The organism is Serratia proteamaculans (assembly GCF_949794035.1).
In the GTDB taxonomy this organism is placed as follows: Bacteria; Pseudomonadota; Gammaproteobacteria; order Enterobacterales; family Enterobacteriaceae; genus Serratia; species Serratia proteamaculans.
This window is the reverse complement of sequence record NZ_OX461105.1, coordinates 3015541-3030611: the sequence shown is the minus strand read 5'-3', so window position 1 is coordinate 3030611 and position 15071 is coordinate 3015541. Positions and strand designations below refer to the sequence as shown.

General features: G+C 51.9%; 16 protein-coding genes. 8 read left to right on the top strand and 8 right to left on the bottom strand.

What is annotated here, in order from left to right:
* Positions 1 to 42: 42 nt before the first annotated feature.
* Complete coding sequence (locus QOT07_RS14120; RefSeq protein ID WP_012145459.1) at positions 43 to 219, bottom strand: GhoT/OrtT family toxin; 177 nt, start codon at positions 217 to 219, stop codon at positions 43 to 45.
* A gap of 222 nt (positions 220 to 441) precedes the next feature.
* On the opposite strand from QOT07_RS14120, the gene QOT07_RS14115 reads away from it, so the two are divergent.
* From QOT07_RS14115 to QOT07_RS14095, 5 genes are all read left to right on the top strand, one after another.
* A complete protein-coding gene (locus QOT07_RS14115) occupies positions 442 to 600 on the top strand; it encodes a YqaE/Pmp3 family membrane protein (RefSeq protein ID WP_006322621.1) in 159 nt (52 codons plus the stop codon).
* 530 nt (positions 601 to 1130) lie between these two features.
* Positions 1131 to 1820, top strand: coding sequence for an alpha/beta hydrolase (locus tag QOT07_RS14110; RefSeq protein ID WP_099064236.1), 690 nt, complete (start codon positions 1131 to 1133; stop codon positions 1818 to 1820).
* Positions 1821 to 1977: 157 nt separating this feature from the next.
* Entirely contained in the window at positions 1978 to 2538 is a 561-nt protein-coding gene (locus QOT07_RS14105) for a fasciclin domain-containing protein (RefSeq protein ID WP_099064235.1), read from the top strand.
* Between the two features lie 66 nt (positions 2539 to 2604).
* Positions 2605 to 3159, top strand: coding sequence for an RNA polymerase sigma factor (locus QOT07_RS14100; protein WP_207979153.1), 555 nt, complete (start codon positions 2605 to 2607; stop codon positions 3157 to 3159).
* On the top strand, positions 3156 to 3818 hold the full coding sequence (locus tag QOT07_RS14095) for an anti-sigma factor (RefSeq protein ID WP_207979154.1): 663 nt from the start codon (positions 3156 to 3158) through the stop codon (positions 3816 to 3818). Before QOT07_RS14100 ends, QOT07_RS14095 begins: the two co-directional genes overlap by 4 nt.
* Before the next feature lie 11 nt (positions 3819 to 3829).
* Here QOT07_RS14095 and QOT07_RS14090 read toward each other — a convergent pair whose 3' ends face one another.
* The 3 genes from QOT07_RS14090 to yeaG all read right to left on the bottom strand — a co-directional run bounded on the left by QOT07_RS14090 (position 3830) and on the right by yeaG (position 8520).
* Entirely contained in the window at positions 3830 to 4402 is a 573-nt protein-coding gene (locus QOT07_RS14090; RefSeq protein WP_283603368.1) for a type 1 glutamine amidotransferase family protein, read from the bottom strand.
* Between the two features lie 850 nt (positions 4403 to 5252).
* Positions 5253 to 6521 (bottom strand): YeaH/YhbH family protein, encoded by a 1269-nt coding sequence (locus tag QOT07_RS14085; protein WP_283603367.1) that lies wholly within the window; start codon positions 6519 to 6521, stop codon positions 5253 to 5255.
* Between the two features lie 64 nt (positions 6522 to 6585).
* Complete coding sequence (yeaG, locus tag QOT07_RS14080; protein WP_099064230.1) at positions 6586 to 8520, bottom strand: protein kinase YeaG; 1935 nt, start codon at positions 8518 to 8520, stop codon at positions 6586 to 6588.
* Between the two features lie 428 nt (positions 8521 to 8948).
* Between yeaG and QOT07_RS14075 the strand changes: the two genes are divergently transcribed.
* Positions 8949 to 9713 (top strand): MipA/OmpV family protein, encoded by a 765-nt coding sequence (locus QOT07_RS14075; RefSeq protein ID WP_275880970.1) that lies wholly within the window; start codon positions 8949 to 8951, stop codon positions 9711 to 9713.
* A gap of 113 nt (positions 9714 to 9826) precedes the next feature.
* On the opposite strand, the gene QOT07_RS14070 is transcribed toward QOT07_RS14075, so the two are convergent.
* Both QOT07_RS14070 and gapA read right to left on the bottom strand, forming a co-directional pair.
* Positions 9827 to 10702, bottom strand: coding sequence for a D-hexose-6-phosphate mutarotase (locus QOT07_RS14070; RefSeq protein ID WP_207979155.1), 876 nt, complete (start codon positions 10700 to 10702; stop codon positions 9827 to 9829).
* A gap of 80 nt (positions 10703 to 10782) precedes the next feature.
* Positions 10783 to 11778 (bottom strand): glyceraldehyde-3-phosphate dehydrogenase, encoded by a 996-nt coding sequence (gene gapA, locus QOT07_RS14065; protein ID WP_085117105.1) that lies wholly within the window; start codon positions 11776 to 11778, stop codon positions 10783 to 10785.
* Positions 11779 to 12126: 348 nt separating this feature from the next.
* On the opposite strand from gapA, the gene msrB reads away from it, so the two are divergent.
* Entirely contained in the window at positions 12127 to 12540 is a 414-nt protein-coding gene (gene msrB, locus QOT07_RS14060; protein ID WP_099064226.1) for a peptide-methionine (R)-S-oxide reductase MsrB, read from the top strand.
* 64 nt (positions 12541 to 12604) lie between these two features.
* Positions 12605 to 12877, top strand: a complete 273-nt coding sequence (locus QOT07_RS14055; protein ID WP_012145451.1) for a YeaC family protein — start codon at positions 12605 to 12607, stop codon at positions 12875 to 12877.
* Between the two features lie 37 nt (positions 12878 to 12914).
* Here the strand turns inward: QOT07_RS14055 and chiD are convergent, their stop codons facing one another.
* Together chiD and pncA are read right to left on the bottom strand one after the other, a co-directional pair.
* Positions 12915 to 14195 carry a chitinase ChiD gene (gene chiD / locus QOT07_RS14050; protein ID WP_283603366.1) on the bottom strand — a complete coding sequence of 427 codons (1281 nt, stop codon included), beginning with the start codon at positions 14193 to 14195 and terminating at the stop codon, positions 12915 to 12917.
* A 232-nt stretch (positions 14196 to 14427) separates the two neighbouring features.
* Entirely contained in the window at positions 14428 to 15060 is a 633-nt protein-coding gene (gene pncA / locus QOT07_RS14045; protein ID WP_283603365.1) for a bifunctional nicotinamidase/pyrazinamidase, read from the bottom strand.
* Between the last annotated feature and the right edge of the window lie 11 nt (positions 15061 to 15071).

Genomic DNA, 15071 nt, shown 5'->3' with positions numbered 1-15071 from the left:
ACGACTGCCCCGTCGTTCTTTGGCGGGGCGGTTTCTACAGCGTTAGAACAAAGAGAACATCAACACTACCGGCAGGCTCAAAGGCCAGGTCAGACCAATCGTTAACGCACTGATAAAACGAATTTTGATGGTATCCCGGCTGACCAGGTAGGTAAAAATCATAGAAACCAACAGGCCAATTAAATAAAAGTATTGTGTTGCAACCCACAGCGACGACATGAAACCAATCCCAGTTGTATTTTTAAGCTGTAAATTTTAAGGGCTCAATTCCACATAATCAATGCTTATTAATTCTTTCTTTTATTCGCTCTGTAAAACCACAGTATCTGTAGATATATCCGGCTTAAAAGGTTCTATAAGAATTTTCGATGAGAGCGTCATTTGAAAATGTTAAGGGTATGTAATATATTGGAGGCTTATAAAGCAAAATGAGGCGTTATTATGAGCTTTTGGAGAATCGTTTTTACCATCATCCTGCCCCCTTTGGGTGTACTGCTGGATAAAGGGATTGGCGGCGCGTTCATCCTCAACATTATTCTGACCTTGCTGGGTTACTTCCCCGGCCTGATCCATGCGTTCTGGATCCAGACCAAACAGTAGCGCATAGGGTGATATCACCAGCTTGCTGGTTTTCCCTCAACTCAATGCTGCCGACCCTGGCGTGGAGACATGCCGGGGTTTTTTAATCTCTGAAGGGCCTAATGAATATTGAGGCCATAGACAAACAGCCATGAAAAAAGCATCGCCAACAGGCCTGCGATAAAAAGAATAGAGATCATTTCCTTCACGTAAAATTCCCTTTTGATTTTGTTTGAATGACTTCTCATTGTTTTTTCATGGAATTTTAGATCGTAATAGGTATAAATCCTAGTCTTAATGTGATGGCGTGGCTGATTCGTGACCGCATGCCGACGGAGATCTGGGAAATCACTCGGGCCGAATGGAACGCCAGAAGGGATGTGGTCGCGGGTTAACTATTCATAGCTATTGCTGAAAACCACGGATGTGAACTATATACAACAGGGCATATAAGGCGTTTTGGGCTTGATGCAGATGGCGCTGGAAGGATAGCAGTGCTGTGTGAACGGGTCTGGCGTAACGCCTCCACGTGGTAAAAGAGGGAATCTGTCATGAAGGTAAAACCTACTGTAGTCCTGGTCCATGGATTTTGGGGCGGTGCAGCGCACTGGAGTAAAGTCATTACCGAGCTGTCACATAAAGGATATCACTCGATTCATGCCGTAGAGATGCCGCTGACATCGTTGGCCGATGACGCAGAGCGCACGCGCAAGATGGTGGCACAGCAGGAAGGGCCTGTTCTTCTGGTCGGCCATTCTTATGGCGGCGCGGTGATCAGCGAAATGGGCAATCAACCCAATGTGGTCGGGCTGGTGTTTATCGCCGCCTTTGCGCCGGATGCCGGCGAAAGCCCTGGTGCTATCACTCAGCAACATCCACCGATCGCAGCGGCGAACCTGGCGCCGGACAGCGATGGCTATTTATGGATTAAAGCCGATAAATTTCACGAAAGCTTCTGTCAGGATCTTCCCGCCGATGCGGCACTGGTGATGGCGGTAACGCAGAAGGCACCGCTGGCCAGCACCTTCGGTAATGAGATCACTGAACCTGCGTGGAAGCACAAACCTTCCTGGTATCAAATTTCCAGCAATGACCGGATGATTGCGCCTGAAAATCAACAGCATATGTCGGCGCGATTGAAGGCTAAGAAAGTGATCACTCTGAATGCCAGCCATGCCTCGCTCGCTTCACACCCACAGGAAATAGCCACTTTTATTGATGATGCGGCTAACGCCTCGTAAACGCCCATCGTTCAGACCCCGCAACTGCGGGGTTTTTTTATGCCCTGAGATGGGCGGCTAAAATTATTTTTCCTGCGCTGCATCCAAAAGCATCTCCTCGTACGTATATCCGAATGTGAGGCAAAACTTCACCTATCTTACTTTCGAGGAATTGGTCATGAAAAAGCTCATTACTGGCGTTTTATGTGCATCGGTCCTGTTTAGCGGCGCGTCAGCCGCTGCCATGATGTCTGATCAAGTCATGGTCGGCGGGGCAGCCATGTATCCAAGTAAAAATATCGTCGAGAACGCTGTTAACTCCAAAGATCACTCTACTCTGGTGGCAGCAGTCAAGGCTGCAGGGTTGGTAGATACCCTACAAGGCAAGGGACCCTTTACCGTTTTTGCACCAACTAATGCGGCCTTCGCCAAATTGCCCGCGGGCACCGTCGATAATTTATTGAAACCGGAAAATAAGGCGTTGTTGACCAGTGTGCTGACTTATCACGTCGTGGCGGGCAGATATGATATGAAGCAATTGGAAAAGAAAATCCACGAGGGTAAAGGGGCTGCTGAATTGAAAACGGTGAACGGACAACCTCTGTGGATCATGAGCAACGGGCCACACAATATTCAGCTTAAAGATGGAAAGGGCAATATTGCTAATATAAGCACCTATGATGTGTTCCAAAAAAATGGGGTGATTGATGTTATTGATACCGTCCTGATGCCTAAATAAATTAGGGCTATACTTGGTGCGGATGGCCTGAATAACGGTCATCCGCAACCCGAATCAGGATGGGACATGACAACACCTTTACCGGAACATGATGTGGCGATGATGAAGGCTATAGGCCGTGGCGACCGTCAGGCCTTTGAACAGCTGTATCGTCAGATGTCACCGCGTTTGTATGCCGTTGCTTTGCGCATACTACGACGACAATCCTGGGCTGAAGAAGTGTTGCATGAGAGCTTTATCAGCGTGTGGAATCGGGCTGCCAGCTATGACTCGCAGCTCAGTTCCCCTCTGACCTGGCTGACGCACATTGTGCGCAATCGTGCCATCGACTGGTTACGCGGTACGGGTGGCAGGGCGGCAGAACGTGAGGAGGAGTTCGAAGATATTGACGGCGCCAGTCTCACCGAGCCCGTCGAGGAGCTGCAGCGTTCGCAGGAGGGGCAAAAGCTGACGGCGTGTTTAGAACATTTGCCCATCGATCAACGGCAAAGCATTGTGCTGGCTTACTATCAGGGTATGTCGCACGGTGAGGTTTCTGTCTATCTTCAACAGCCGCTTGGCACAGTTAAAAGCTGGATCCGCCGAGCACTCGATCATCTAAAAGACTGCGTGGGATTATGAAAAACCGGGGGGAGTATGACTCAGCCCTGGCCGCGGAGTATGCACTAGGTACGCTGCGTGGCCCGGCGAGATTCAGACTGGAGCAGCGGATCCGTCACGAACCGGAGCTGGCCGCCCTGGTGGCACAGTGGCAGCGATTATTGGCTCCACTCGACGATGGGTTGATACCCATAATGCCACCGGAGCGAGTGTGGAAGAAAATTCAACTTAGCCTGCCACCGGTAGTGGGCCAACGTCGGTGGCGCTGGGATTATCTCGCCTGGGCTCTCGCCGCCGGTTTAGCCGCTGTGGTGTTGGTACCACGTTTTATCGAACCTCCGTCGGAGTTTATTCCTGCCGTGGTGCTGAATGGCAGCCAGACCGGCAGCGGACAGTGGATTGTGGGGCTGGATAAAAAGACACGACATCTGCAGTTAACACCGGTCAATGCGCCGCCTATCGCCGTAGCTAACAGCCTGCAACTGTGGGCGATCCCTGCCGGGGAAAAACCGATTTCGCTGGGCATCGTGGCGGCACAACGGGTGACGCGACTCGCACTGGATCCGGTTCAGTTGTCCAGGGGGATGACCATCGCCATTAGCCTGGAACCGGCCGGCGGCTCGCCAACCGGGCAACCGACGGGGCCGGTACTGTACAGCGGGCTGCTCGCCTCATTGTAATGGCAATGGTGTTAAACCGGCCTGCGATGTTCGGCCGCATGCATTGCCAGATAAGTTTTGAGATTCTCGTCGCTCACCCCTAAGGTTGCTAAAATCTCGGCCATAAAGCTGACCGGAGCGCTACCGGGGGCGGTGATCACGCGCCGATCGGCTACGGCGTAAGGCACATCCTGATAGTACGCAGCCCCACGATAATTGAGTTGCGACAGGTTTTCCGCCGAATTGGAGGTATGACGGAGGTTATCCAGCACACCCGCTTGCGCCAATACGCGGGTTCCATCGCAAATGCCAGCGAGAACGATGTTCTTCTCATAGGCCTGTGCAACCAGCCCGGTGATATTGGGGGCCTGTTCTGTCTGCCATGCGGTGCCGCCACAAACGATCAACAGGTCGATTTCATCCAGTTGGATGGCCTCGATCGCTAACTGCGGTGTCACCAGCATGCCGCCGGAGGAGATGACAGGGTTCCCCTTGGGTGAGGCAAAACGGGTATCGAAGCCATAATAGCCACGGCAGGTGGAGTTGATCAGCGCGGTTTCCCAGTCGGAGAAATTCTCGGTAAGAATGGTGATAACTCGTGTCATTGGCGCGTATTTCCCTGTGCATTTGCTCATGGCGCGTGGAGGTTTTCTCCCGCAGGAATACCCAGTCTAACGGCGACCACTGCCAGTTTCTGTCAGTAGGGTTCGCGATTTAGCATTCTGTTCAGTGAAAAGGTTGAGACCAAAAAAATCCCGCACAGCGGCGGGATTAAGGGATGATATCGAAAGCTGGATGCTGTTGTGATTCTACGGTGTTGTGTGCCATCCATATGACGACAGTAGCGCACCTGAATTTCAGCGACAAGACGATAATCTATAATGCCGCATGTATCAGAATATCCTCATAAAAAATCAGAAGTCTTTGCTCAGAGGTTAATTCTGGCTGGTGTTGGAGCCAGCTGGATGAAGTGGTCATGTGATAAAGGTTATTGAACCACTTCCTTGTGGGGAGGCGTCCTATCGTCGGTTCCGCTTGGTGTTGAAAGTAGTTCCCCTTCTTTGTCGCAAATACATGACAAAGGAAAATACAACAACTGCAATCAAAACGACGATGATGGCGATGGTCAGTAATTCCATGGCACTCACCTGAGATGGCAATTTGGCCCCCCATTAAATAGGATTTTTCCTAACTTGCGCAATGGGCATTGGGTCCGTGATAGGTAATTAGGAATTACCTTAGCTATCGACGGTATCACCGGACTGGTTGAAAAAACCATGAAATGAACAACAACTTAGCTTTATATCTCAGGGGTAAAACGGGGAGGATGTTGAGTTTGTAATGAGGGGGATTATATAAAACCTGAAGTAAATCTCTCCAGTGGAGTTTTTCATTATTCTTCTAAAAGAAAACGGCCGATTAATCTGATTAACCGGCCGTGATTAATAGTACGAGTTATGCTGTTTGCTTATGAAAAAGCTCGCGGAATACCGGGTAGATATCGTCCGGTTCGCGGATATGCTGCATGGCAAAGTTTTCGAATTTTGCCTGTAAATCTTCGTACTCACGCCACAACGTTTGGTGGGCGCGGCGAGTGATCTCAATGTAGCTGTAATAACGCACCATCGGCAGCAGCTTCTTCGCCAGCAGTTCGTGACACAGCGGGGAGTCATCGGCCCAGTTGTCGCCATCCGACGCCTGTGCGGCATAGATATTCCACTGTGCCGGGTCATAACGCTCTTCAACCACTTCATTCATCAGCTTCAGCGCGCTGGAAACAATGGTGCCGCCAGTCTCCTGCGAGTAGAAGAACTCCTGTTCATCCACTTCCTTCGCCTGGGTATGGTGACGGATGTACACCACATCGACGTTTTTATAGGTTCTGCTCAGGAACAGGTAGAGCAGAATATAGAAACGTTTAGCCATGTCTTTGGTCGCCTGATCCATCGAGCCGGAAACGTCCATCAGGCAGAACATCACCGCCTGGCTGGAAGGTTCGGGCCGACGCTCATAGTTCTTGTAACGTAAATCAAAGGTGTCGATAAAGGGCACTCTTTCGATTTTTTTGCGCAACTCGGCAATTTCCTTACGCAGCCGCTCCTCTTCCAGCAGTTGCACCGGTTCGGTGTTTTCCATCTGGGTGAGTTCATCTTCCAACTCATGTAAGGCGCGCCGTTTCCCGGCGGTCATGGCGGTACGTCGCGCCAGTGAATTCTGCAACGAACGTACCACGCTGATATTGGCCGGCACGCCGTTGGCGGTGTAGCCGGCCCTATGGGTTTTGTACTCGGTGAGTTGCTTATACTGGTTCTTTTTCAGGTTTGGCAGCGCCAAATCTTCAAACAATAGGTCAAGATACTCGTCCTTGGAGATCTGGAAGACAAACTCGTCCTCGCCTTCACCATCCTGACTGGCGTTACCCTGGCCGCTGCCACCGCCGCCGCCACCCTGTGGGCGTTCGACGCGGTCATTCTGGACAAAATGGTCATTACCTGGATGAACGCGGTGGCGTGTGCCACCGCGACCCTGATGAAACATCGGTTCGTTGATATCGCCAGAGGGGATCGAGACTGACTCCCCGCTGTCTACGTCGGTGACCGAACGCTTGTTGATGGCTTCGGCAATCGACTGTTTGATTTGCGACTTGTAACGACGCAAGAAGCGCTGGCGGTTCACCATGCTCTTGTTTTTGCCATTAAGCCGTCGGTCAATAAAATACGCCATACTTCCCCCAAACGACGTTGCCAACTTTCTACGCCATCTCCATGACGCTAATTCTCATTAGACGTTATGAAGACTTTCTGACCCGCAGATACCATTCACACAGCAGGCGAACCTGTTTGCGGGTATAGCCTTTCTCCATCATGCGGTCGACGAAGTCGTCGTGTTTCTTCTGCTCATCCGTTGAGGTTTTAGCGTTAAACGAAATCACCGGCAGTAACTCTTCGGTGTTCGAGAACATTTTCTTCTCGATCACGGTACGCAGCTTTTCATAGCTGGTCCAGTTAGGGTTGCGGCCACTATTATTAGCGCGGGCACGCAGCACGAAGTTGACTATTTCGTTACGGAAATCTTTCGGATTGCTGATGCCGGCAGGCTTCTCGATTTTCTCCAGTTCGGCGTTCAGGGCCTCGCGATCGAACAGCTGACCGGTATCCGGATCACGGTACTCTTGATCCTGGATCCAGAAATCTGCATAGGTCACGTAGCGGTCAAAAATGTTCTGACCGTATTCCGAGTAAGACTCCAGGTAAGCCGTTTGGATCTCTTTGCCAATAAACTCGGCGTATTTCGGGATCAGGTAGCCTTTCAGGTGTTCCAGGTATTTCTCTGCCTGATCCTGTGGGAATTGCTCGCGTTCGATCTGCTGTTCCAGCACGTAGAACAGGTGTACCGGGTTAGCGGCAACCTCTGCGTGATCGAAGTTAAACACCCGCGACAAAATTTTAAACGCGAAACGGGTGGACAGGCCGTTCATGCCTTCATCGACCCCGGCATAGTCGCGGTATTCCTGATACGACTTGGCTTTAGGATCGGTGTCCTTCAGGCTTTCACCGTCATAGACGCGCATTTTCGAGTAAATGCTCGAGTTTTCCGGTTCTTTCATGCGAGAGAGTACGGTAAAGCGTGCCAGCGTTTCCAGCGTACCCGGGGCACATGGCGCATGGGTCAGTTCACTGTGATCCAGCAGTTTGTCGTAGATTTTGATCTCTTCCGACACCCGCAGGCAGTAAGGCACCTTGACGATGTAAACACGGTCGAGGAAAGCCTCGTTGTTTTTGTTGTTACGGAAGGTCACCCATTCGGATTCGTTGGAGTGAGCCAGAATAATACCGCTGAACGGCAGGGCGGAGATCCCTTCGGTCCCGTTGTAGTTACCTTCCTGGGTGGCGGTCAGCAGAGGATGCAGCACCTTGATCGGCGCTTTGAACATCTCCACGAACTCCATGATCCCCTGGTTGGCGCGGCACAGGGCACCAGAATAGCCGTAGGCATCCGGATCGTTCTGCGCGTGATTCTCCAGCTTACGGATATCGACCTTACCGACCAGCGCCGAGATATCCTGATTGTTCTCATCGCCCGGTTCGGTTTTGGCGATGGCAATCTGTTCCAGAATGGAAGGGCGCACTTTTACCACTTTGAATTTGGTGATGTCGCCGCCAAACTCATGCAGGCGTTTGGCTGCCCACGGCGACATGATGGTGCCGAGGTAGCGATTCGGGATGTTATATTCTTTCTCCAGAATATTGGCATCCTCCTGCGGGTTGAACAGGCACAGCGGGTGGTCATTAACCGGGCTGCGTTCACCGTTGGCGCTCAGGGTGTAAATCGGCACCAGTTGCATCAGCGCTTTCAGGCGTTCCGCCAGCGATGATTTACCGCCGCCCACCGGGCCCAACAGATAAAGGATTTGTTTTTTCTCTTCGAGCCCCTGAGCGGCGTGTTTCAGGTAAGAGACTATCTGCTCGATAGCTTCCTCCATGCCGTAGAACTCTTCGAATGCCGGATAGCGTGCGATCACGCGGTTGGAGAACAGGCGAGACATGCGCGATTCGAGCGCAGTGTCGACCATTACTGGTTCACCGATAGCCATCAGCAGACGTTCGGCCGCATTGGCATAAGCACTGCGATCTTGCCGGCAAATGGTAAGAAAGTCCTGCAGTGTGAACTCTTCGTCCTTGGCAGCTTCGTAGCGCTGGCGATAGTGGTCAAATATGTTCATGGCGATGCCCGTCCTTTCGTTATTAGCACAGGTAAAGGGAGCTGGTGCTGGTCTTTTGGCTCCCGAAAGAAGAAGTTATCCCTGAGTACAGCAACCCGTATGCCAACTTGGTGCGCTTATTATCGCGAGTTGCGCTGTATTGCCACTGGCTCAGGATTTATTCACCTTCTGATTTAAGCTTAGTTTGCATACCAGAAAATTTCCTGCTTGGTAAAAGGCTTTTTTTAAGTCATATCAATGACTCAGTTATTACAGGGATAGCCAAATGCCTTGTCTGGCGCGGCTTGCGGCAAAAAACGTCATGGTTCTGCCATGATTAATTCATATTTCCGATCTAAGTTATTCGATCTTGGTCGTTTTCTATTGTAAAGATTCAGCGCGCAACGGAATTCTCACATAAACTAAGCACGCTATTAACTCTGTTATTTATGGAAAAAGAACCAGTGAAGATTTTTAAACTTAAAACGCTAGCAATTATCGCTTCCGCAATGGTTTGTGCGCAAAGTGCTCAGGCAGGAACTTGGTCACTCGGTGCTTCAGCGCTGGTTAGCCCGGATCCGTATCGTGGCTATCAAGACCGCGTATATCCGGTACCCGTCATTAACTATGAAGGTGACGACTTCTACTTCCGTACGCTGACCGCCGGTTATTACCTGTGGAAAGATCAGCAAAATCAATTGAGCCTGATGGGCTACTTCTCCCCGTTGGGCTATCGCCCAGGTGACAGTGACGACGACCGCATGAAGCAGTTGGACAAGCGTCGTGGCACCCTGATGGCCGGTCTGGCCTATTCGCATTTTGCCGAGTGGGGCATTCTGCGCACCACCTTTACCGGCGATACACTGAACTACAGTAACGGTATGGTGGCGGACTTTGCCTACCTGTATAAATTTGAGCTGGGCGATTTCACACTGGTTCCGGGGGCAGGCGTCTCGTGGAGCAGCAAAAACCAGAACAAATACTACTTTGGCGTGAGTGAAAATGAATCTCGCCGCAGCGGCCTGGACAGCTACACGCCAGGTGATAGCTGGGCGCCGTACGCTGAGCTGAGTGCCAACTATAAGATCAACAAGGACTGGGATGCCTTCTTTGTTGGGCGCTACATCAGTTTGTCCAGCGAAGTGAAAGACAGTCCTATGGTGGATAAATCTTACACCGGGCTGTTGATGACGGGTGTGAAATACAGCTTCTAATCGAGGCTCGCACAATTATTGTGCAATGCATGCATCATAAAGGGGCGTTAGCGCCCCTTTTGCACATCTGTGGTGCAGTAGTTGGGTGGCAGGCTTCACCTCCCATAACGGGCTCAGGCGTTGTTACGGACCCGGAAGGTCACGGCCAACCGAGCCGGTTGTTCACCTGCAGCAACCAGCGGTTTACTGATGCGACCGGTTTCTACACAAACCATGGTTTTATAACCGTCGTTGGGCATATCCGCCATGCTGCAAGACAGCTCTACGCCCGGGTTCCAGGCAATCACATCACTCATGTGATGGTGATGAACCTCAATGGTGCGTTGTAGCGATGCATCCTTGATCAGGCTGAATGCGTCCGGTTGGGTATAAACCCGGTCAGTCTGGCCGACGAAGGTCACGTCACCCACCTGGCTGGCTTGTGCACCCGCAGCCACTTTATCAATGTAAGGCTCGCCGAGGCCGGCCACTTTGACCTGCTCAATATCACCAATCTGGAAGTAGGTGTGCAGGGCGGCAGTCGCCTGATAGTCGCCGTGAGACTCCAGCTCTATTTCACATTCTTCACCCAGTTTGAAACGGGCAATCAGCGTAAAGGCATGTGGCCACAGGCTGCGGGTTTGCTCATTGTCTTTCAGTGTAAAGGTCAGAATAACGCCGTTATCGTCTTCATCATGCGCCGTCAGGCTCCAGGCTTGGTTGCGGGCAAAACCGTGCGAAGGTTTTGCCACTGGGCCAAACCAGGGCCAGCAAATCGGCACGCCACCACGGATGGCATTGCCTGTTTTAAATGGGGTGTTGTTGCTCAGCCAAATAACCGGTTTTTCACCGGCAGGTTGCCAGGCCAACAGGTGTGCGCCTTGCAGCGAGATGGCCGCACGTACTTTAGGATGGGAAACCACTACCACCGGCAGCTCATCAAGCTGGCGTTGACTGATATAAGGTGTAATTTGTTCGGTAACGGGTAGGGTGAAAATTTTTTCGTTCATCGGGTTGCCTTTTGTTCGCCGTAAAAACAAAAAAAGGGCGACAAAAATGTCGCCCTCATCATCAGCTTAACATCAATCCATTATTTGGAGATGTGAGCGATCAGATCCAGAACCTTGTTGGAATAACCAGTTTCGTTGTCGTACCAGGCAACCAGTTTCACGAAGCTGTCGCTCAGTGCGATACCGGCTTTGGCATCGAATACGGAAGTCAGAGTTTCGCCGTTGAAATCGGTAGAAACCACTTCGTCTTCGGTGTAGCCCAGCACGCCTTTCAGCTCGCCTTCAGAAGCGGCTTTGATAGCAGCACAGATTTCTTTGTAAGAAGCTGGTTTTGCCAGACGAGCAGTCAGGTCAACCACAGACACGTTCGGAGTTGGAACGCGGAACGCCATACCGGTCAGTTTGCCGTTCAGTTCTGGGATAACTTTACCTACTGCTTTAGCAGCGCCGGTAGAAGAAGGGATGATGTTCTGGGATGCGCCGCGGCCGCCGCGCCAGTCTTTGTGAGACGGGCCATCAACAGTTTTCTGAGTAGCGGTAGTTGCATGCACAGTGGTCATCAGCGCTTCAACGATACCGAAGTTGTCGTTGATAACTTTAGCCAGTGGTGCCAAGCAGTTGGTGGTACAAGAAGCGTTAGAAACGATTTCCTGACCAGCGTAAGATTTGTGGTTCACGCCCATAACGAACATAGGGGTGTCATCTTTGGATGGGCCAGTCAGAACAACTTTCTTAGCGCCTGCAGCGATGTGTTTACGTGCAGTTTCGTCAGTCAGGAACAGGCCAGTTGCTTCAGCAACGACGTCAACGTTGACTTCGTTCCACTTCAGGTTAGCCGGATCTCTTTCTGAGGTACAACGGATGGTTTTGCCGTTAACAACCAGGTGGCCGTCTTTAACTTCTACTGTGCCGTTGAAGCGGCCGTGAGTAGAGTCATATTTCAGCATGTAAGCCATGTACTCTGCGTCTAACAGGTCGTTGATTGCAACGATCTCGATGTCAGAACGTTCTTGAGCAGCACGAAAAACAATGCGACCGATACGGCCAAAACCGTTGATACCTACTTTGATAGTCATATATTCCACCAGCTATTTGTTAGTGAATAAAAGGTTGCCTGTAAAATTACAAAAACCTTACCAAGCGTCAAGCGGAATCGTGTCAATTCTTGCTGCAAATCAAACCTGGAAGCCGGGTTTGAGTGCTTATTGCACATTCCGTTTGCGTTCGGCCTCATCCGTTATATGGGGTCAAACCGCTAAGTATAAAGTCAGCCTGTTTAAGATATGTGATCGGTGTCACATATTGTCATGGCGTGACCTTTATGGGCTACAGTTTAGGCCAAAAAGCGCTGCAGTGTTGTTAATTTTTTGTTATTATTACTCATTGTTTTCGTTGACATTATCCACATTCAGAGAAACGCACAAATGGCTAAAGAGACAACCCCTGACCATCCGGCCACGGAACTGAATGAAATCCAACGTTATGTCACTCAGGAACGTGGTACCGAGGCGCCGTATTCCGGCAAACTGCTGCACAACAAACGCGAGGGCGTGTACCATTGCCTGTGCTGCAACCATCCGCTGTTCTACTCCGACAGCAAGTATGACTCCGGCTGCGGCTGGCCGAGCTTCTATCAGCCGGTCTCCGACGATGCTATTCGTTATCTTGATGATAATACGCATAATATGCATCGCGTTGAGATCCGCTGTGGCCATTGCGACGCACACTTGGGGCATGTTTTCCCCGATGGCCCGCAGCCAACCGGCGAGCGTTTTTGCGTTAACTCGGCGTCGCTGAGCTTTACCGACGGTGAGAACGGTGACAAAACGGCCGGCTGACGGATTATTCAGTGAGAAAAATCGATTCAGCTAATTATTCTTCCACGAGTGAGGACATGCTCTGATGGACGTAAAAGATCTGATTGCCGCCATGACGCCGGAAATCTATCAGCGACTGGTGCTGGCCGTTGAGTTGGGCAAGTGGCCGGACGGTGTAGCGCTAACGCCGGAACAGAAAGAAAATAGCCTGCAGGCGGTGATGTTGTGGCAGTCATTGCACAATGCTGACCCGCAGCATATGAGTATCGGCACCGACGGCCAGATTGTGATGAAGAGCAAGCAGGAGCTGAAACAGCAGTTCATTGCTGAACCGCTGGTCAAGTTAAAGCCGCAGTAAATCTGACAGCAGGGCGATGCTCGCATCGCCCGCTGATTTATCGTTTCCCGCCATTAATTCCCAGTGACTCCGCCAGTTGATGTGCCAAGCGGTTATTGTCGTCTGCGCCATATTCCCAGAACATCGCACCGCCCAACCCTTTGCTTTTGATGTAGTCAGCCTTGAGTTCCACCGAACGCGGGTTCTCATATGAAATGGCAAACAGCGGCTTGCCCTCAGCGGATTTCATCGTCAGGTAGGGGACTTGTGCGTCACTGTCCCAATGGGCGGTGAAGCGCCGTTGCGGATCGTTCAGCAGTTTGCTGACGATATCGTTGTATTTGAAGTAGCTGTCCTTGGTCAGATCCAGCCCCATCTCCTTGAACACGGCGGTTTCGCGTGCGGTGAAGTAGGGCTGGGTGACCGGGTTTTTGGCCGCGTCCGGTTTATCCCAGTCAACGCCCGCTTCGGTTGCCCGTTTTGGCACCCGGCCATAGAAACCAATGCCCAGATTCAACTGGGCCGGCTTCAACCCGGCCGCCAGATAGTTTTCCACCACAAAATTGGCGCTGTAACGATCGGCGGCGGCGACGGTCGGCCACTGTTTGGAGTCATACAGGTTGGAGTTGAAGTATTGGGTGCCGTACGCCATGTCGTAGGTCATCAGGTTGATGTAATCGAGGTAGGGCGCAATGCCTTTAACATCGACCCATTCCTGCGGGCTTTTCACATTGGCGCCGACGGCGATAGTCAGCAACTTGCCTTTATCCAGGGCTTTATGCAGCTCTGCCAGCAACAGCGTGAAGTTGGCGCGATCCGCCGGTTGGCTTTCGACCAGTCCCCAGGCGCCGTTAACCGGGTATTCCCAGTCGAGATCAATGCCGTCCAGATGATATTGCTTAATTACCTGCTGCACCGAACGGATAAACACCGCCCGGCTTTCCGGTGTGGCGGCCGCGCCGGAGAACCCGCGTGCGCCCCAGCCGCCGACGGACAGCAGCACTTTCAGTTCTGGGTTCTGTTTACGTAATACCGGCAACAGTTGCAGGTCAGCCATGACCTTGGGCGACAGATAGATTTGGTGCAGGCGAACCGGATCTTTTAGCGCCGGGTTGGTTTCCTGTTTCTCGTCGTTGTAAATCAGGCCGAAAGAGTAATTGAGATGGGTAATCTGAGTGACGTCCAGCTTGTTGATATCGCCGCCAGGGCCGGCGGTAACGTCACCGCCGCCGTTGAAATAACCGACGGACAGGTAAGAAGCGGCGTGGGCCATGCCGGCACCGGCCATACCAAGCTGCACCGCTACCAGTAAAGGCAGCAGTTTACGGGTTAATACCATGTAATCTCCTTTGGTCGACAAGGCCGACCGAAACCGCCTGAGGCGGTAATCTAAAGCCGGGCTCAATGGGCCCCGGATGCGTATAACTTACTGATGCCAATGCATCAGCGGTCATAACAGCAAAAGCGACGCAGACGAACAAGATGTAATCACAGGAGAATGGTTGGAATGTGAGCGATGTCGAGGTTTGGACCGAGGGAAGGGAAATGGGCGCAACCCGCGCCCAGGGATATCAGCGTGCGATAAATTGTGACAGGGTAACGAGTTGTGCCCCGGCCTGTTGCATAGCCTGGAAGGCTTCCTGGCTGTCGTCAGGTTGTAAATTAACGCCGCGGCAGCCGTCGGTAATCACCGTAGTTTTGTACCCCAGCGCCAGCGCATCCAGCACGCTGAACTTTACGCAGTAGTCGGTCGCCAACCCCATAATCGCCAGATGGCTAACCTGCTGCGCTTTCAGCCAGGTGTCCAATTCGGTTTGTGAGCGGTGACCGTTGTCGAAGAAGGCGCTGTAGCTGTCGATATCCGTATTTTGCCCTTTACGGAACACCGCGATAATGTCCCGCTGGTGCAATTGTGGATGAAACTCAGCGCCCTGGCTTTCCTGTACGCAGTGCACCGGCCACCACACCTGAGGTAAGCCTTCGAGTTCACCCAGGGTACCGACCTGCGCGTTGGCGTTTACCGCAAAGCTACGGTGATTGGCGGGGTGCCAATCCTGGCAAGCGACCACCGGCTCACCGCGCGCGGTGCAGGCCGCTATCGCCTGATTGGCTGCGGTAATCACGGCATCACCGCCGGTTACCGCCAGTGCGCCGCCGGGGCAAAAGTCGTTTTGCAAATCGATAAGCAACAGGGCAGTTTTCATCGTCACTCCGT